Here is an 18,159-nt window from a genome sequence, read left to right on the forward strand (position 1 = left end):
CTGACCCAACGTGATTCGCGGGTAATCGCGCGCCTATTGCTGGTCGTGCATTTGCCCGCCCGACTGCTGGGTTCTGTGGCCTACGCCCGAATCGTTTCGCCATACCGATGCGTTGCCAGGCACGCCAGCAGCAGACCACTGATCGCCACCATTCCGCCGACCAGACCGATGTTCGCCACGCCGAGCTGGCTGATCACCACGCTGCCCAGCAGCGCGCCGCCGCCGATGCCGATGTTGTAGATACCTGAATGCAGGGCCATGGCCACGTCCGTCGCATCCGGCGCCATCGCCAGCACCTTGGACTGCATCACCAGCCCAAAGCACATGATCGCCATGCCCCAGACCACGCTCAGCGTACCCATCGACGAGGCATTGCCGGACAGCGGCAGCAACAGAATCAGACACGCCGCCAGCGCGCCGATCGCGGTGATCAGCAGGCCGCGCGGGTAACGGTTGTTGTAGCGGCTGAAGATCACCGATCCGACGATCCCGGCGCCGCCGAACAGCAACAGGATAACGGTAGTCATGTCGCCATCCATCTTCGCCACGATCTGTGCGAACGGTTCGATGTAGCTGTAGGCCGTGAACTGCGCCGTGACCACCAGAGCCGTCAGCAGATAGAGCAACATCAGCGCCGGCCGCTTGAACAGCATCGGCAGGCTCTGCAACGAACCGGAGTTCTGGCTCGGCAGGAGCGGCAGCGATTTCATCAGCACCAAGACGGTAAGACCCGAGGCAATGGCAATCGCCAGGAATGTTGCGCGCCAACCCAGCGCTTCGCCCAGCATCCGCCCCAGCGGAATGCCGAGGACCATCGCCAGCGCGGTGCCGGTTGCCAGGAGCCCGAGGGCTTGTACCTGCTTGCCCTCCGGCGCCACCCGCACGGCCAGAGACGCGGTCACCGACCAGAACACGGCATGGGCCACCGCGATACCGACACGACTGACCAGCAGCATGCCGAAGCTCGACGACACGCTCGACATCACGTGGGCGGCGATGAACGTCAGAAACACAAACAACAGCAACTTGCGCCGCTCGATGTTGCGGGTCAGCAGCATCATCGGCAGGGAGGTCAGCGACACGATCCACGCGTAGACCGTCAGCATCAGGCCGACCTGGGCAGTGGTCATGTCGAAGCTATGACCGATGGCGCTCAACAAACCCACCGGCACAAATTCCGTGGTGTTGAAAATGAAGGCCGCCAGGGCCAGCGCGATGACGCTCAGCCAACTTCCGGTGTGTGCGTTAGTGGTATTCATTAAAACGAATGCCCTCCTGAAGAATTCGGTTTGCCGCTTCACCAACAAAAACGCCGACAAGCAGGAAGACCGCTCGAGGCGTAGGCCTGGGCGGTGCATGCGGTCAGCTGAATATTATGAGTATGGGGAGATGCGACGAGATGTTGCGGATTCTACGCCGTTGTTAACGTTGTCACAACGCAGGTCCGGGGTCTCAGGGGCGTTCATTTGTCGCAGGTGTGCTGCGGCGCTTGCTTTCAGCAGCGGTCGCCAGCATGTGGGGCGCGATGAGGTCGGCGTTCAATATGAGATGTCGTGGACAAACCGCCCGTCTAATCCGGGGCACTTGGCGGGCTCAGGGGATTCTCATGGTCATGGTGCGGATAACTCGCACGTAAACGAGGAGATCGATTTCATGGCTAATGACACTTCGCTTACAGGGACCACCGCGCAGACGGATCCGGATAAGGACCTTGGCTTTAATGAGGACTCGCCCGATGTTTCCGATCCGCAGGTAGACCCGACCGAGCCCGCGCGTACCGAGAATGACCCGGTGACTGACGAGCCAACCACTCGCCGTGGGAATGATGAGCCGCTGCCGGGGAAGGGCGGGGTTTGATCGACTTGCGCTGAACCCAAAAGCCCCGCTGAGTGAAGCGGGGCTTTTTTATGGCTGACTTTCGGCGAGCCATCGAGGTGTCGCGCTTCCAGAGCCGCCAAGGTTTTGCGGCAGCCATCGTGAGGGCTAACGGCGTGCTGATCAGCGCTGGTTGCGTTTGACTGGGACGACGCCGAGCTCATTCTGCTGATAGATCGTGTAGGGCAAGACGAGGGTGTCTGTGATCCCTGAGAGCAACATGTCAGCCGCAGCGATCGGCGCGGAGTCATGAACGCCATACCGTTCCGGCGCATTCAGGGTGCAATACCCGTAAGCGAAGCCGCTGTAAACTCGGGGGATCTGCGAACAGTACGAATGCCAACCCGCCAGATTGTCCGATGCCTTGGGCGGGTTGTAGATCGTGATGATTGTGCCGCAGCCGGTTAAGGTTGTGATGAGGAATGCTGCAATCCATTGCTTCACGGGGAGTCCTTGTTTTGCGGTTGGTGTTGCATCTCATACCCGGTTAGCGGTATGTCGGCTTTCCGCTGGTACAGAGGAATATTGCTGTAGTGAACTTGCTCCAGCAGTGTCGGATCCCAAGTCTTCGTTATGGCCGCCAAGTACAGCATGCCTAGCTGGATCGGTATTTTCCCTCGCCTATCCTTGCCCCGTCTGAATGAAAGCAGGTCGTAACCTTCCGGCACGAAATATCTGTATGCGTCATAGTTTCCGAGGTCCACAGAGAACCGCTGGAAAAACTCAGGCATCAGCTCGTTCGCGTCATCCCCTTCAATGCCCAGCTGACGATTGAGGTCTGTCGACAGACTCAAGTCTTTAAACGCATTGGCGCCGAACTCAAATGTTTCTTGGACGCACTCTATTATTTTGCCCAGCAGTTCATAATCAACGTCATCGTTGTCCATTCGATATACCTGATAGTCAGGGTGCGCATTGGCAATGGAGGTCCCCGATAGCCTAGCCGAGATCAAATGCTCGGTCAGCTCTCGCTTTTATATCCGTTTGTCTTGGCGGCTAAGAGTGCGCGCTCCTTGGAAATAGGCGTCATCAGCCCCGTGGTGCCCTCAACCAGCATGTACAGAAAGTATCGACCGTCTTGATCGAGGAGTATCCGGTACACCGCTTCGGATGTTTCGTAGCCCGGGGCGACCGTTCGATCCACCAGAAATTTATAGCTGTGTATGTGCATACGCATAAGCGCTGCGTCGAAATCTGCGCTGACTTCAGATTCCCACCTCTTGTTGCCGCGAAGACTGAATATGACTCTGACTAGCAAGGCCAGCCCGACGCCTATTACCGCAAAAATGCCCCACCCATGATCCACGCCTCTACTCCCTGTGATGGTGAAGATCTGATAAGTACCAGTCACTGCTTCAGCTCAACCGGGGTCACACACCCATGTCTCACAGGAAGCCGATGGCACGCAGATCCCCCTTGATTGAGCCCTTATGCATGGTCTTGTACGCTCATTACCACTCGACGCCCGACCGCGAAAGGCTCAAACCGCCCAAAAAGGCACAAAAAAAGCACTTGCGATAAACGCTAAGTGCTTGATTTGTATTGCGTGTTTGGTGGAGCCGGGGGGATTTGAACCCCCGTCCGCCAGTACTCCGCTTTCGGGCCTACATGCTTAGCCGTGTCTATTAAGTTAACCCTCAGCGACCCGACGGGCAGGGTGCTTTGGGCGAGCTGTGTAAGTTTTAGCCGATTCGTCCACAGCGTACTGCACGGCGATCCTGTTCTATATGACAATCACTTTGGGTTTACAGGCATCCCCTGGTGATTGCTGGAGCCGAAGCTACCAGAAGGAAGGCTAGCACCGCTTACGCGGCGAGAGCTTGTTCCCCGTAGGTTTCGTCATTGGCAACTATAGAAAGTTGCAACAGTGGATTTACGACTTCTGTTACCAAGTCGGCATGCCCCTAGAGTTTCATCACCGGCGTCGAATCCTAATCGGCCCCAATTCTGCTGCTCTAGCAGTCAGGCGGCGGAGTCTACCCGAATCAATGAGATACGTCGACCGTCCGCCTGACATTCCGCTCGCGACGGGCTTGTGACCGTCGCGATCCGGCAATTACTTCGCGGCACCGCCGTCGCTGCCGTCACCGCCGGTTTTCAGCTCGGTGATTTTTTTGGTAGTGATCGAGATGCACTCCTTGTCATCGCCACGTTTTTGCGCGGCGGTGGCATCGGCAACGGTTTTTTCGATGTCGGTCTTGCTGTCGCCAGTCAGGTTGGTGGTCGTCGACGCTTCAGCATTCTTCAGTGCCGCGATGTTCGCGCCGCACAGGTCATCAGCAGCGAAAACCGGGGAGCCCAACAGTGCAGCGGTAAGAAACAGTCCAGTCAGTGCGGTGCGCTTCATGTGTATCTCCTTGAGCCTGTTGACTCGGTATCGCCGGCTGATTTCGCCGGTGCCCCGAGATAGAGGAAAAAAGCGCCGAATGAGTTGTGGCGCCTAAAGAGATGGACTGCCGGCCATCGCAGGGGTTCTATTTTTTTTCACGATGCTGTGAAAAAGCCACGTTGCGGGATGTTTCGGGATTATGGGGCGATCTCCGCCCCATTTGTGTGCATCAAGCGGTTCTTGGTTGCGTCACTCGATCCACAAGATAGACCAGGCCGTGGTAGTCGATGCCGCCATGTTGCGTGAGCCCGATTTCGCACGTCCGGCTGGTCGAAATGCCTTCATCGCAGAATTGAACAGCGTCTTTCAACGAGCGCAGCGCATGGGCATTCAGCTCAGGTGTGGTGAAGCCTTTGTCTCCCGCGAATCCGCAGCAGTGAATGCCTTCGGGCACGACCACGTTCACGCTGCACATTCGCGCAAGGTCGATCAGCGCCTGGCTCTCGCCCAAGTGTTGCGTGCTGCAAGTGACGTGAACAGCGATGGGCGCTTGCTGCGGGGTAAACACCAGCTTGTCCAGCAGATGGGAGCGGATGAAGCGTACCGGGTCATACAGGTCGAGCCGGGTTTCCCTGAGGTCCTGAACCAAACGCAGGGTGCAGGGACTGGTGTCGCAGTAGATCGGATCGATCCCGCCGCGACTGGCCTTGATCAGCGCAGCGAGCATCTGCTGGCGCTTCTCTTCTGCCTGCTCGGCGTAGCCCTTGGAGGCGAAAGGCTGGCCGCAGCACAGACTGTCCTGGTCTTCCGGGAACACCACTTGATACCCGGCTTTCTCCAGCAGCCCTTGAGTCTTGTCCATCAGCGACATCTGCTCGCGATCGCCCGCTGCGGGGCCCATGACGCGGGATACGCAGGCGGCCAGATAGACCACTCGCGGGCGCGAATCTTCAGTCGGCGGCGTGAAGCGAATATCGTTCTCGGGCTGTGGCATTGCCGGAGTCCACTGAGGCACGCGGCCCGAAGACGCTCTGCTCAACGCGCTGGATATCTTCGCCAGCCTCGGTGCGCCGAGCAGCATGCGCGCGCCATTGGCTGCATGCAGTGTAAATCGCGCGCCCTTCAACGCTGTCGCGAAGTGCTGGCTGATCCAGCTGGCAGCCTTGCCGTGTTGCGCTTGTTCCCCGCGAAGCTTTTTCACCAGCTCGCCGGTATTGATGCCGACCGGGCAACGTTGAGCGCAGAGTCCGGTGGCTGCACAGGTATCGATGCCCTGGTATTGATAGTCACGCTCGAGCTGAGTCGTGTCGGCACCCGCGCGTTTTTTCGCCTGGATGTCCCGCCAGATGACGATGCGCTGGCGCGGACTCAGGGTCAGCCCTTTTGACGGACACACCGGCTCGCAAAATCCGCACTCGATGCATTTGTCGATGATCGCATCGGCAGCGGGCATGGGTTTGAGGTGCTTGAGGTGCACCTGCGGATCTTCACTGAGCACGACGTCCGGATTGAGAATGCCGGCGGGATCGAGCAGACGTTTGAGTTGCCACATCAGCGCGTACGCCTCGCTGCCCCATTCAAGCTCCACGAACGGCGCCATGTTGCGGCCGGTGCCGTGTTCGGCTTTAAGTGAGCCATTGAACTCCACGGCCACCAGTTGAGTGACGTCATCCATGAACGCGGAATAACGCGCGACCTCCTGCGGATCATTAAAGCCCTGGGTGAAGACGAAGTGCAGGTTGCCCTCCAGCGCGTGGCCGAACAGGATCGCCTCGTCGTAGCGGTGCTTTTCGAACAGTTCGATCAATCGCCGAACGCCGATGGCCAGTTGCTCGACGGGAAAGGTCACGTCCTCGATGATCACCGTCGTGCCGGTCTCACGCACTGCGCCGACGGCAGGGAAGGTGTCTTTGCGAATGGCCCAGAGCCGTGCGTTCTCGGTCGCGTCTTCGGTGAAATCAACCTGCTTCTCGACCGGGAAATGCGCGATGGACGCCATGATCTGCGCCAGTTGTTCGTGCAGTAACGGTCGTGTCGCGGCGCGGGCTTCGATCAACAGGGCGCAAGCGCCTTCAGATAGCTCACGAACGAATGCCGGCATGCCTGGCTTGTTCTGCACCGAGCGCAGGCTGCGCCGATCAAGCAGTTCGACAGCAGCGACCGGCTGAGTTTTCAAAACCGTCACGGCGTTGCAGCAGGTTTCGATGTCGGGAAAGACAATCAGCGCCGTTGCCTTGTTCGGGTGATCGGGCACCGTGTCGTAGGTCACCGCGCTGATGAAGCCCAGCGTGCCCTCTGACCCCACCAGCAGGTGGCTGAGGATGTCGAGCGGCTCGTCGAAATCCACCAAAGCGTTCAGCGACAGGCCGCAAGTATTCTTCAGACGGTACTTGTGGCGAATCTTCGCGGCGAGGTCGGTATTGGCGCGGGTCTCACGACCCAGTTGCGCGAGGCGCTCAAGCAGCTCGGCATGGCTGAGGCGAAACGCAGCGACGCTGGCGCCGTCTTCCGTGTCCAGGCGGGCTCCGTCGGCGAGCACCAGCCGAATGCCGGCGAGGGTGTGATAGGTGTTTTGGGCCGTGCCGCAGCACATGCCGCTGGAATTGTTGGCGACGATGCCGCCGATTTTTGCTGCGTGCATCGATGCCGGGTCAGGACCGATTTTGCGTCCAAATGGCGCGAGCCAGACGTTGGCCTGCGCGCCGATAACGCCCGGTTGCAAACGGATCTGCGCGCCGTGCTCGCGTATTTCACGGCCATTCCAGTTATCGCCGAGCACGATCAATATCGAGTCGCTGATGGCTTGCCCCGAGAGGCTGGTGCCCGCCGCGCGGAAGGTCACAGGGACTTTATCCGCCTGCGCCAGTTTGAGCAGCGTCACGACTTCGTCTTCTGATTCGACGCGGATGACCAGCTTGGGGATGAGCCGATAAAAACTGGCGTCAGTGCCGAAGGCCAGGGTCGAGAGTGGGTCGTCGAAGCGTCTTCCGGCAGGAATGAGGCTGTTCACACCGGCCAGAAACGCGGCGGGCAAGGTCATGCATTTTTCCTCGTGGGGGCATCTCGGTAGCGCTGCGGCCTCTGTCGGGCCGCATGGGTCGGAATCAGCGCGGGTCAGGCGCCCAGTTCGCGAACCAGCGAATCGCGGGTGATCTCGCTGATCGACTTGGCGCCGGTCAGGACCATCGCCACGCGCATTTCCTTCTCGAACAGGTCCAGCAGGTTTTTCACCCCGGCCTCGCCGTGGGTGGCCAAGGCGTAGATGAACGCGCGGCCGATCAGCACGGTGTCGGCACCGAGGGCAATCATGCGCACCACATCCAGGCCGCTGCGAATGCCGGAGTCGGCGAGAATCTTCAGATCGCCTTTCACGGCGTCGGCAATGGCGGGCAGTGCTCGGGCACTGGATAACACGCCATCGAGCTGGCGGCCGCCATGGTTGGACACAACGATGCCGTCGGCTCCGAATTTCACCGCATCCCGCGCATCGTCCGGATCAAGGATGCCTTTGATGATCATCGGGCCGTCCCAGGAATCGCGAATCCACTCCAGGTCTTTCCATGAAATCGACGGATCAAAGTTATTGCCCAGCCAGGCGATGTAATCGGTAAGTCCGGTAGGGTTGCCGCGATAGGCCGACACGTTGCCCAAGTCGTGGGGACGGCCGTTGATGCCTACATCCCACGCCCATTGCGGGTGAGTCATGGCTTGCAGGACACGGCGCATCGGCCCGCTTTTGCCGCTCATGCCGGAGTGCGCGTCACGGTAACGAGCGCCGGGTACGGGCATGTCGACGGTGAACACCAGTGTTTTCACGCCGGCGGCTTTGGCTCGCTCCAGCGCATTACGCATGAAGCCGCGGTCTTTCAGAACATACAGCTGAAACCACATGGGCCGCTTGATCGCCGGGGCGACTTCTTCAATCGGGCACAACGAAACCGTCGACAGCGTGAACGGAATGCCCTTGGCGTCTGCGGCGCGTGCGGCCTGCACTTCGCCACGGCGGGCGTACATGCCGCAAAGGCCGACCGGTGCCAGTGCCATCGGCATGCTCAGGGTTTCACCGAACAGCGTCGTCTCCAGACTCAGCTCGGACATGTTCTTCAGGATGCGCTGGCGCAGCGCGATGTCGGCCAGGTCGGAGACGTTGTGGCGCAGGGTGTGCTCGGCGTAGGCGCCACCGTCAGCGTAGTGAAACAGGAAGGGCGGGAGCTTGCGCTGGGCGGCGGCTCGGTAGTCGGTGGAGGCAGAAATGATCATGGGATCTCGCAGATGAGTGAGCGGGGCCACAGCCGGGCGCGCAAGAAGCACGCCCGGCGCTCGTCTGATTAATGAACCAGCATGCCGGTGAACCAGTACGCCTGGGCGTAGGTGATGCAACCCACGATGGTGGCAAAGAAAATGCTGTGCTTGAGGGTGAAGCGGAACAGGTCGGATTCTTTGCCTACCAGCCCGGTCGCGGCGCAGGCCACAGCGATCGATTGCGGGGATATCATCTTGCCGGTCACGCCGCCGCTGGAGTTGGCCGCCACCATCAGCACGTCACTGACGCCCAGTTGATGCGCGGTGGTGGCCTGCAACGAGCCGAACAGCGCGTTCGACGAGGTGTCGGAGCCCGTCAGGAACACGCCCAGCCAGCCGAGGAACGGCGAGAAGAACGGGAACGCGCTGCCTGTCCCGGCGAGGACCAAGGCCAGCGTCGAGGACATCCCGGAGTAGTTCATGACGAAGGCGAAGGCCAACACCATGCCGATGGACACGATGGCCCAGCGCAGTTCGATCAGCGTCTCTTTGAACGTGGTCAGGCCGGTTTTGGCGCTGATGCGCAGTACGATCATCGCCAGAATGGCCGAGATCAAAATCGCGCTGCCCGATGCAGCGAGCAGGTCAAACTTGTACACAGCCGGCATGGCGGTTGGGTTGGCGACAATCGGCGCCATCTTCATGACCAGTTGATCCAGGTGCGGCACCGGGAAGTTCATGGTCAGCGCTTGCAGCGGACCGCCCGCAGCGAACAGCGCCTTGAACGGCTTCAGCGTCCAGATCGTCACGACAACGGTCAGAATCAGGAAGGGCGACCATGCCTTGATAATAGTGCTCGCCGAGTAAGGCGATTTCTTGGTAGTGCGCGGTTGACCAAAGCCGCCTGCGTTACCTGCGCCGCCGCCCATGACTGCAGCACCGCCTGACGTACCGACGATTTGCGCGTCGGCTGAGCGAGCGGGCTGCCAGACTTTCAGGAAGAAGGTAAGGGCCACGAGGCTGACCAGCGCCGAGGTAATGTCAGGCAGTTCCGGGCCAATGAAGTTGGAGGTCAGAAATTGCACGACGGCGAAGCTGCCGCCCGCGACCAGCGCCGCTGGCCACGTCTCCTTGACGCCTTTCACGCCGTCCATCATGAACATCAGCCAGAACGGCACGAACACCGACAACAGCGGCAATTGGCGACCGGCCATGGCGCCGATCTTGAACGGGTCGAGGCCGGACACCTGACCGGCTACGATGATCGGGATGCCCAATGCGCCAAACGCCACCGGTGCGGTGTTGGCGATCAGGCAGAGGCCAGCGGCGTACAGCGGGTTCAATCCCAAGCCAACGAGCAAGGCAGCGGTGATCGCCACCGGTGCGCCGAAGCCTGCTGCCCCTTCCAGAAACGCGCCGAAGCAGAAACCGATCAGCAAGACCTGCAGGCGCTGGTCGTCCGTGATCGACATGACCGAGCTGCGAATGATCTCGAACTGGCCGCTTTTCACCGTCAGTTTGTAGAGAAACACGGCCGCGATGATGATCCACGCGATGGGCCACAAGCCGTAGAGGAATCCATAACCGGCGGACGCGACGGCCATGTCGGCGGGCATATGGAACGCGAAGATCGCGATCAGTATGGCGAGCAGAAGCGTGATGGCGCCTGCGACGTGGCCCTTGAGCCGGAATATCGCGAGCGCCAGAAAGAAGAAAATAATCGGAATGACAGCCACCAGCGCCGAAAGGCCCAGGCCGCCAAGAGGTGTGTAGAGCTGTTGCCAGGTTTGCATGTATGAGGCCCCTAATTGTTTTTGGTTAGGCCCGGTGTCCATGTCTTACGTGCGCGGCTCCTGCAGGTGACAACTGCTTGTCTGTCTTCCTGTCGGCGCTGACGAACGAGTCGCACAGCTCACCAGCTCAAGCGTTCCGCCGTCGGGAAGTGCCTGCAGCGTGGGACAGTGATAAGCCGTCCATCGCCGGCATTGTAAATTGGTAATACCAATTTACAATGTCTTGGAGCTAGGTTAGAAGCCTTGCTGACGGTGTGTCAATTTATGACGCGTAAACTTTCGTAGCAGCTCGCCTGGATTTTGCCCGCTTTTCGCCTGAGAGGGCGATTTCTCCTACATCTGCCGGGTGAATGTCTGATCGTGATCGGCGAGAATATGCGCCCCGCAGCTACGTCAGACGGGGCAGTCGGGTTGTGGAGTGAAGGGTTATGGGCTTTGATCAGGTGCGTCAGCGCCGCTTGTCCGACGACATTGTCGAACAGCTGGAAAGGATGATTCTGGAGGGCACGTTGCGCTCCGGCGGTCGTCTTCCGGCTGAGCGAGCGCTGGCCGAGCAATTTGGTGTGTCGCGTCCCTCTTTGCGCGAAGCCATCCAAAAGCTGACGGCCAAAGGGTTATTGGTCAGCCGTCAGGGAGGCGGCAACTACGTCGTCGACAGCATCGGGTCGACGTTCAGCGATCCGCTGCTTCATCTTCTGGAAAGCAGTCCTGAAGCCCAGCGCGACTTGCTTGAGTTTCGCCACACACTTGAAGCCTCATGCGCCTACTACGCGGCGATACGTGCGACGGATGTTGATCGGCTGCAGCTGCGCGAAGCCTTCGATGCGTTGCAGGATTGCTACAGCCGTGCAGAGGAGGTGAGCCGCGCGGAGGAGGGCGCGGCGGACGCCAATTTCCACCTCGCCATCGCCGAAGCCAGCCATAACGCCGTGTTGCTGCACACGATTCGCGGTCTGTTCGATCTGCTGCGGCGCAGTGTCGTCACTAACATTGGCGGCATGTACAAACAGCGCGCAGAAACCCGCGACATGCTGATTGATCAGCATCGTGAGTTGTACCTGGCGATTATCGAAGGGCGGGCGGACGATGCTCGAGAAGTGTCGAGCCGTCACTTGCTGTACGTGCAGGAAGTGCTGGAGGAAGTGCGCCAGCAAGTGAAGCGTACTGCGCGGGCTGAGCGGCGCAGCCGGATTTGAAGAGGTGATGTTGCGCACGATGGGGAGAGTGCCGCTTATAACCAGCCGGCGCTGCTGAACGTGCATTTTACCGGGCCTCAGCCGAGACCCGGTCTTGCCGAAACAGGCGGGAGAGACTGAATCAGTCTTCCTTGCCCTTGTTCCGCACTGCGCGTTGCAGCTCGCGATTGGAATCGCGTTCGCGCTCGGTGTCGCGCTTGTCGTATTCCTTCTTGCCTTTGCCCAGAGCAATCTCGCACTTGATCAAGTGCTGCTTCCAGTAAAGGGCAAGGGCCACGCAGGCATAGCCTTTTTGGTGAACAGACGCCGTCAGCTTTTCCAGCTCGCGCTTGTTGAGCAACAGTTTACGGGTGCGTGTCGGATCAGCGATGACGTGGGTACTGGCTGTCGTCAGTGGCGAGATATGGCTACCCATCAGCCAGGCCTCACCGTCTTTGAGCAACACGTAACTGTCAACCAGCTGCACCTTGTTGGCACGCAGGCTTTTTACTTCCCAGCCAGCCAGGACCAGACCGGCCTCGAACTTGTGTTCGATGAAGTAATCGTGACGCGCCTTTTTATTTTGCGCGATGGTCCCTGTGGGATGTTTCTTGAGCTTAGCCATAGGCGACGCATTATAGGGATCAACGGGCTTCTCGGCTATGGGGTCGCACGCTGAAGCTGTGTGCTTGAGCGCGTGGAGTGAATCCCGGACAATGCGCGATCTTTTTTGCGTGTTGGACGTGTCAACGATGTCGACGGACAAGGTTTCGGTTCACGGGAGTTGGGCCAGTCGCTGGGTGTTCATCCTTGCTGCCACCGGCTCTGCCGTGGGGTTGGGCAGCATCTGGAAATTCCCTTACATGGTCGGCGTCTACGGCGGCGGTGCATTTGTGCTGGTGTTTCTGGCGTGCATCGCGCTAATCGGGATTCCGGTGATGATCGCCGAAACGCTCATCGGCCGTCGCGCACGGCAGAGCCCGGCCAACGCGCTGCGATCGCTGGCACTGGCGGCCGGACATTCGTCGAAGTGGTCGTGGGGCGCTTTTGCCGGCATGGTGACCGCGCTACTGATTCTCTCTTTCTATAGCGTCGTGGGTGGCTGGTCGCTCGAGTACATCATTGATGTCGGCAAAGGCGATTTTAAAGGCGTGACGCCTGACGGTGTCGGTGCCTATTTTGGCGAGATGATCGCTGATCCATGGCGCCTGGTCGGCTGGCATACGCTGTTCATGCTGCTGTCTGCGATTACCATTGCCAAGGGCGTCAACGCCGGCCTTGAGCGCAGCCTGCGCATCCTGATGCCCTTGCTGTTCGTACTCATCGTCATTCTGTTGGGCTACAGCCTGACCACCGGGCACTTCATGGAAGGCGTGCATTTCATGTTCGACTTCACACCGGAGAAGCTGCTCGATGGTCTGCTCCCTGCCATGGGCCACGCGTTCTTCTCGCTCAGTGTGGGCGTCGGTTCGATCATGATCTACGGCGCGTACATGACCAAAGAAGCGTCGATCAGCGCGACGGTGGTGGGTGTGGCATTGCTCGACACGTTTGTGTCGCTGCTGGCAGGCCTTGCATTGTTTCCGATTGTGTTCGCAGCGGGCCTGAACCCAAGCGAAGGGCCAGGGCTGATGTTCGTTACGTTGCCGTATGCATTTGGTAACGTCGCCTTCGGTACCGTCATGGGCGTGGTGTTCTTTATCCTTGTCGCCGTCGCGGCCTGGAGCTCTGCCATTTCCTTGCTCGAGCCCATGGTCGCGTACCTGGTCGAGCGGACAAAGGTTCGCCGCGGCTGGGTGACTTTCTGGCTATCGTTCATCTGCTGGTTCGTCGGTCTCGGGACGGTCTTCTCGTTCAACATCTGGAAGCAGGCCAAATTTTTCGTGAACGAAGGCGCAGGCTTCCATCTCTATCAGTGGGGAGCGTCGTCGGGGCTGGATTTCTTTGGCGTGATCGATTTCTTCACCTCGCGGATCATGCTGCCGCTGGGTGGATTGTGTTTTGTGGTATTCGCAGGTTGGGTGATGGGACGCGGTGCGGTACGCGACGAATTGTCGGTGCGCAGCCCGGTTCTGTTCGCTTTAACGTTCTCTTTGATGCGCTATGTGGCGCCGATCGGCATCTTGATTGTCTTTGCCGCTCAGCTTTGGAAATGACGCTGACATGACTACGCATATTCAACGTTCCGCCCTTTTGCCATATCCCGCCCAGGCGCTTTATGACCTGGTCAACGACGTGAGTCGCTACTCCGAATTTCTGCCGTGGTGTTCCGCCGGCACCGTGCTGGAGCAGAGTGATACCTCAATGCGTGCGCGTGTCGAGATCGCCAAAGGTGGCCTGAGCCAGCACTTCGTCACGCGTAATACGCTGACGCCGGGACAGGTCATCGAGATGAACCTGGAGGAGGGGCCTTTCAGCCAGTTGCACGGCGTCTGGACCTTCAAGGCCCTGAACGAAAAGGCCTGCAAGATCAGCCTGGACCTTTCGTTCGACTACAGCGGCTCGATCGTCCGCGCGACCTTGGGGCCGCTGTTTAATCAGGCGGCCAACACCTTGGTTGATGCTTTCTGTCAGCGAGCCAAAGAGCTGCATGGCTGAGCCGATGATTCGCGTCGAGGTGGTCTATGCCACCGTCGACCGTCAGGAGTTGCTCGCGCTGGACTTGCCCGTCGGAACATCGGTACGCGCCGGGGCTCTTGCATCGGGGATGGCCGAGCGCTTCCCTGAGCTGGATCTCGCACAGTGCCCGTTGGGCATCTTCGGCACGCTGGTTGGCGACCCCGATCAGCGTGCGCTGGAAGCCGGAGACAGGGTCGAGATTTATCGCCCGTTGCTGGCTGATCCGAAAGAGGTACGTCGTCTGCGTGCTTTAAAAGCGGCGAATGCCAGGAAGGCGCAAAAACCGATTTAATTTTCTCATCGAGTCGATTGAGAGACGTAAAAAAGCCCGGGGTTTCCGGGCTTTTTTATACGGCTCATTCCAGAAGGGAACAAAGGATCAGCGCGGGTTTGTGTCCAGTGGCTCCTGAGAAGGCACGGGCACGGTCTCGACTTTGTCGACGTCGTTCTGAATCTGCTCAAGCAACGATCCAGGCTTCGGCGGCTCTTCCTTCGGCGGCTGCGTCCCTTGGTTTTCGGGGGTGACAGTCGTGTCGCTGCTCTTGCCGAGGATGGCCTCGTCGCGGCTGACACCCGGCTTGAAGTCACCGGACAAGCTTGCCAACTGGTCGTTGCCATTGAAGATCAGGCTGACGCGCTCCTGCTGGCGTTCGCCACCACCAGGCTGCAGGCTGTACAGATAGTCCCAGCGCTCAGGGTGGAAGGTGTCGGTCAACAAGGGGTTGCCCATGATAAACCTTACTTGCCGACGGGTCATTCCCGGGCGTAACTGGTCTATCATGTCCTGCGTGACGACATTGCCCTGTTGGATGTCGATTTTATAAACCCCGGGGAATGAACAACCGGCGAGTGCGAGCAGTCCCACGAAGGTGAAACTGGTTAGCAAGAGCTTGGTGTTTTGCATCGGTGGGCGACTTCCACTATCTTGGCTGGGACAACGTAAACCCCGATCATACCTGCATTAAGAGAAGCTGCGAAGCAGCGTCTGCGAGAAAGCTGACCATGGTTGAAAATAGCGAACTACGCAAAGCCGGACTTAAAGTGACCCTGCCGCGGGTCAAGATCCTTCAAATGCTCGATTCTGCCCAGCAGCGTCACATGAGCGCGGAGGATGTCTACAAGGCGCTGATGGAGGCCAACGAAGACGTCGGTCTGGCAACGGTTTACCGAGTTCTGACTCAGTTTGAAGCAGCCGGATTGGTGGTTCGCCACAATTTCGACGGCGGCCATGCGGTGTTCGAACTGGCTGACGGAGGCCACCACGACCATATGGTTAACGTGGAATCCGGCGAGGTCATCGAGTTCTTCGACGAAGAAATCGAAAAACTGCAAAAAGCTATTGTGAGCAAGCACGGCTTCGAGCTGGTTGATCACAATCTAGTGCTCTACGTACGCAAGCAAAAGGTGTAAGCCTCTTGTGAAGTACGACAAAGGCGACCCGCGGGTCGCCTTTGTTGTTTCTGCATTTGTCGGTCGAATGCTGCCAGAAAGGCGACGCCCAGATCAGGCGGTGATGGGCCTCACGATTTGGAGGTGACCACCATCTTCTTGGCGTGCGCGAGCGACTCTTTGGTCAGATCGATCCCTCCCAGCATGCGCGCCACTTCTTCCACTCGCTCGTTCTTGCTCAGCTTGGACACCGCCGTGCGGGTCACATCCGCCTCACGAACCTTGTGCACGAAGAGGTGTTGATGCCCTTGGGCAGCGACTTGCGGCAAGTGAGTGACGGTCATGACCTGGCCGCGTTCGCCCAGGCGGCGCAGCAGTTGGCCAACGATTTCAGCCGTAGGGCCGCCGATACCCACGTCCACTTCGTCAAACACCAGCGTCGGAACTCGAGAGGTTTGTGCGGTGATCACCTGGATCGCCAGGCTGATCCTCGACAATTCCCCGCCCGATGCCACTTTCGCCAGCGCCTTAAGCGGCTGACCCGGGTTGGCGCTGACCAGCAGTTCAACCTGCTCCAGCCCGTTGGGTGAAAGCTCTTTGTCTACATTCTCGCGCAGCTCGATATTGAAGCGGCCGCCCGGCATGCCCAGCCGCTGAATTTCGTGCTCGACCTTGTGGGCCAGCTCCGGCGCAGCACGGTGACGCAAGTCGCTCAGCTCGCGCGCCTTCTCTTGATAGTGCCGCGCGTAGGAACCTACCTCGTGTTCCAGTCTCTCGATCGCTTCATCGTTGGCGTTGAGGGTCTCGATCTCGTCGAGCAATTTCTGATGCAGCGCCGCGACTTCTGTCGGCTGCACGCGGTGTTTGCGTGCCAGCGTATAGATGGTGTCGAGGCGCTCTTCGATTTGCTGCAGGCGGGCGGGATCCGCTTCAAAACGATCGAGGAAGCGATTGATCTCGCCGACGGCCTCTTCGACCTGAATCTGCGCACTGGAAAGCAGGTTGGTTGCTTCATTGAGTGCATCGGGCGTGTTGTTCACGCTGCTGAGTCGGTTGAGGCTGGCGGTCAGTGCGTTGAGCGCATTGCCGGAATCGCTTTCACTGCACAGCTCGACGACTTGCCGGCAGATCCCCAGCAGGCTTTCGGCATTGGTCAGCGTGGTGTGTTCCTGTTCCAGGCGCTCGAGCTCGTTTTCGCCAAGGCTCAAGCTTTCCAGTTCTTCAAGCTGGTAGCTCAGCAACTGATGCTTGGCCCGCTGCTCGTCGCCTGAATTGGAAAGACGTTCAAGCTCCTGACGCGTCTGCCGCCAGCGCTGAGAGGCCAGTTGCACCTGGCGGGCGAGGTCAGTGGCGCCCGCGTATTCGTCCAGCAGTCGCCGATGGGTATCGGTCTTGAGCAGCGACTGGTGCTCGTGCTGGCTGTGAATGTCGATGACCAGCTCGCCAAGTGCTTTCAGGTCGCCCTGAGGGCATGGTGTCCCATTGATATAGGCGCGTGAGCGGCCTTCGGCAGTGATAACACGCCGCAGAATGCAGGGGCCGTCTGTTTCGAGGTCTCGCTCTTTGAGCCAGGCGCTTGCTTCAGGGATATCCGACACGTCGAAGGTTGCCAGAATGTCTGCCTTGTCGGCACCTGGCCTCACCACGCCACTGTCGGCGCGATCGCCCAGCGTCAGGCCGAGCGCGTCGAGCATGATCGACTTGCCGGCCCCGGTTTCCCCGGTGATCACGCTCATGCCGCGATCGAGTTCGAGATCGAGATGTTCAACGATGGCGTAGTTATGTATGGACAGGTGGACCAGCATCAGAGCGGCTCCCAAACAATTTGTCTGGTTATTTATACAGTGTTTTGCTTTGGGCTGACAATGCCCGGCCTTAGCTCGATTTAAAAGGTCATCGCCAATTTTTAGCATCAATTCTGTATTTCGCCACCGCCCATGGCCGCTGAACTCATGTCGGAACATTTGTAGGGTTATTCAGCCGATCCTGCACCCAAACCCCTTGAACCCGAAAATTACGACCCCATATAGCCGGGCAGAGGCGTGAGTTGAGCTCACGGATGTAATTAGAAGGAGAGAGTTTATGGCTGACGAACAGAACCCGGACATGCAGGCCCAGGATCAGGCTGCCGACGCGGCGACTTCTCAAGATGATCTGGCAACGCGTGTGCAAGTGCTTGAAGAACAGCTGAAGGCGGCGCAGGACCAGTCTCTGCGTGTGGCTGCGGATCTGCAGAACGTCCGCCGACGTGCTGAGCAAGACGTCGAGAAAGCGCACAAGTTTGCGCTTGAGAAGTTTGCCAGCGATCTGCTGCCAATCGTCGACAGCCTTGAGCGTGGTCTGGACCTGTCGAACTCGGATGACGAGAGCATCCGGCCGATGCGTGAAGGTATCGAACTGACGCTGAAAATGTTCTACGACACGCTCAAGCGTTACAACCTTGAAGCCATCGACCCTCATGGCCAGCCGTTCAATGCCGAGCACCATCAGGCAATGGCGATGCAGGAGAGCGCCGACGTGGAGCCGAACAGCGTGCTCAAGGTGTTCCAGAAGGGTTATCAGCTCAATGGTCGTCTGCTTCGCCCGGCCATGGTCGTGGTCAGCAAGGCGCCATCGCCTGTTTCGCCGTCTATTGACGAGCAGGCTTGAAATTAGCTGAGTGGCCCCCATTTACAGGCCAAGCGTTTAAGAATTACCGCAATTTGTAAATGCAGTTGCGGCAACCAAATTTAAGTTT

General features: G+C 59.0%; 18 protein-coding genes and 1 other RNA gene. 7 read left to right on the forward strand and 12 right to left on the reverse strand.

Features of this window, described 5'->3' with window-relative positions; all coding sequences use genetic code 11:
* Positions 1 to 80: 80 nt before the first annotated feature.
* Positions 81 to 1,259, reverse strand: coding sequence for a sugar transporter (locus BMY98_RS10495; RefSeq protein WP_074888407.1), 1,179 nt, complete (start codon positions 1,257 to 1,259; stop codon positions 81 to 83).
* A gap of 394 nt (positions 1,260 to 1,653) precedes the next feature.
* Between BMY98_RS10495 and BMY98_RS26740 the strand changes: the two genes are divergently transcribed.
* Positions 1,654 to 1,857, forward strand: a complete 204-nt coding sequence (locus tag BMY98_RS26740) for a DUF6021 family protein (RefSeq protein WP_139214472.1) — start codon at positions 1,654 to 1,656, stop codon at positions 1,855 to 1,857.
* Positions 1,858 to 1,998: 141 nt separating this feature from the next.
* Here BMY98_RS26740 and BMY98_RS10505 read toward each other — a convergent pair whose 3' ends face one another.
* The 8 genes from BMY98_RS10505 to BMY98_RS10540 all read right to left on the reverse strand — a co-directional run bounded on the left by BMY98_RS10505 (position 1,999) and on the right by BMY98_RS10540 (position 10,239).
* Positions 1,999 to 2,319 carry a YceK/YidQ family lipoprotein gene (locus tag BMY98_RS10505; protein WP_074888414.1) on the reverse strand — a complete coding sequence of 107 codons (321 nt, stop codon included), beginning with the start codon at positions 2,317 to 2,319 and terminating at the stop codon, positions 1,999 to 2,001.
* The gene (locus BMY98_RS10510) at positions 2,316 to 2,762 is read right to left on the reverse strand and encodes a DUF1493 family protein (protein WP_074888416.1); all 447 of its coding nucleotides are present in this window, start codon (positions 2,760 to 2,762) and stop codon (positions 2,316 to 2,318) included. Before BMY98_RS10510 ends, BMY98_RS10505 begins: the two co-directional genes overlap by 4 nt.
* 74 nt (positions 2,763 to 2,836) lie before the next feature.
* Entirely contained in the window at positions 2,837 to 3,226 is a 390-nt protein-coding gene (locus BMY98_RS10515; protein ID WP_139214473.1) for a hypothetical protein, read from the reverse strand.
* 200 nt (positions 3,227 to 3,426) lie between these two features.
* Positions 3,427 to 3,818: a transfer-messenger RNA gene (gene ssrA, locus BMY98_RS10520) on the reverse strand.
* 113 nt (positions 3,819 to 3,931) lie between these two features.
* On the reverse strand, positions 3,932 to 4,222 hold the full coding sequence (locus tag BMY98_RS10525; RefSeq protein WP_074888420.1) for a hypothetical protein: 291 nt from the start codon (positions 4,220 to 4,222) through the stop codon (positions 3,932 to 3,934).
* 211 nt (positions 4,223 to 4,433) lie between these two features.
* Complete coding sequence (locus BMY98_RS10530) at positions 4,434 to 7,244, reverse strand: FAD-binding and (Fe-S)-binding domain-containing protein (protein ID WP_074888423.1); 2,811 nt, start codon at positions 7,242 to 7,244, stop codon at positions 4,434 to 4,436.
* A gap of 74 nt (positions 7,245 to 7,318) precedes the next feature.
* Positions 7,319 to 8,464, reverse strand: coding sequence for an FMN-dependent L-lactate dehydrogenase LldD (lldD, locus tag BMY98_RS10535; RefSeq protein ID WP_074888426.1), 1,146 nt, complete (start codon positions 8,462 to 8,464; stop codon positions 7,319 to 7,321).
* A 68-nt stretch (positions 8,465 to 8,532) separates the two neighbouring features.
* Entirely contained in the window at positions 8,533 to 10,239 is a 1,707-nt protein-coding gene (locus BMY98_RS10540; protein WP_074888431.1) for a lactate permease LctP family transporter, read from the reverse strand.
* A 428-nt stretch (positions 10,240 to 10,667) separates the two neighbouring features.
* Between BMY98_RS10540 and BMY98_RS10545 the strand changes: the two genes are divergently transcribed.
* Positions 10,668 to 11,435 (forward strand): GntR family transcriptional regulator, encoded by a 768-nt coding sequence (locus BMY98_RS10545; RefSeq protein WP_074888434.1) that lies wholly within the window; start codon positions 10,668 to 10,670, stop codon positions 11,433 to 11,435.
* Between the two features lie 121 nt (positions 11,436 to 11,556).
* On the opposite strand, the gene smpB is transcribed toward BMY98_RS10545, so the two are convergent.
* Complete coding sequence (gene smpB, locus BMY98_RS10550; protein WP_074888437.1) at positions 11,557 to 12,039, reverse strand: SsrA-binding protein SmpB; 483 nt, start codon at positions 12,037 to 12,039, stop codon at positions 11,557 to 11,559.
* 127 nt (positions 12,040 to 12,166) lie between these two features.
* On the opposite strand from smpB, the gene BMY98_RS10555 reads away from it, so the two are divergent.
* Genes BMY98_RS10555 through BMY98_RS10565 form a run of 3 tightly spaced genes read left to right on the forward strand, consistent with a single transcriptional unit; the run spans position 12,167 to position 14,325 of the window.
* Positions 12,167 to 13,570: a sodium-dependent transporter gene (locus tag BMY98_RS10555; protein ID WP_074888707.1), complete on the forward strand. Its 1,404-nt coding sequence runs from the start codon at positions 12,167 to 12,169 to the stop codon at positions 13,568 to 13,570.
* A gap of 7 nt (positions 13,571 to 13,577) precedes the next feature.
* Positions 13,578 to 14,012, forward strand: a complete 435-nt coding sequence (locus BMY98_RS10560) for a type II toxin-antitoxin system RatA family toxin (protein ID WP_074888440.1) — start codon at positions 13,578 to 13,580, stop codon at positions 14,010 to 14,012.
* The gene (locus tag BMY98_RS10565; RefSeq protein WP_074888444.1) at positions 14,005 to 14,325 is read left to right on the forward strand and encodes an RnfH family protein; all 321 of its coding nucleotides are present in this window, start codon (positions 14,005 to 14,007) and stop codon (positions 14,323 to 14,325) included. The genes BMY98_RS10560 and BMY98_RS10565 overlap by 8 nt, the downstream gene beginning before the upstream one ends.
* A gap of 87 nt (positions 14,326 to 14,412) precedes the next feature.
* Here the strand turns inward: BMY98_RS10565 and BMY98_RS10570 are convergent, their stop codons facing one another.
* A complete protein-coding gene (locus BMY98_RS10570; RefSeq protein ID WP_074888447.1) occupies positions 14,413 to 14,937 on the reverse strand; it encodes an outer membrane protein assembly factor BamE in 525 nt (174 codons plus the stop codon).
* Positions 14,938 to 15,035: 98 nt separating this feature from the next.
* Between BMY98_RS10570 and fur the strand changes: the two genes are divergently transcribed.
* The gene (gene fur / locus BMY98_RS10575) at positions 15,036 to 15,443 is read left to right on the forward strand and encodes a ferric iron uptake transcriptional regulator (RefSeq protein WP_065987616.1); all 408 of its coding nucleotides are present in this window, start codon (positions 15,036 to 15,038) and stop codon (positions 15,441 to 15,443) included.
* 110 nt (positions 15,444 to 15,553) lie between these two features.
* Here fur and recN read toward each other — a convergent pair whose 3' ends face one another.
* On the reverse strand, positions 15,554 to 17,227 hold the full coding sequence (gene recN, locus BMY98_RS10580; protein WP_074888451.1) for a DNA repair protein RecN: 1,674 nt from the start codon (positions 17,225 to 17,227) through the stop codon (positions 15,554 to 15,556).
* A gap of 277 nt (positions 17,228 to 17,504) precedes the next feature.
* Here recN and grpE point away from each other — a divergent pair, with 277 nt between their 5' ends.
* Positions 17,505 to 18,071 (forward strand): nucleotide exchange factor GrpE, encoded by a 567-nt coding sequence (grpE, locus tag BMY98_RS10585; protein ID WP_074888454.1) that lies wholly within the window; start codon positions 17,505 to 17,507, stop codon positions 18,069 to 18,071.
* Positions 18,072 to 18,159 lie beyond the last annotated feature (88 nt).

It is taken from the genome of Pseudomonas graminis, assembly GCF_900111735.1.
Taxonomy (GTDB): Bacteria; Pseudomonadota; Gammaproteobacteria; order Pseudomonadales; family Pseudomonadaceae; genus Aquipseudomonas; species Aquipseudomonas graminis.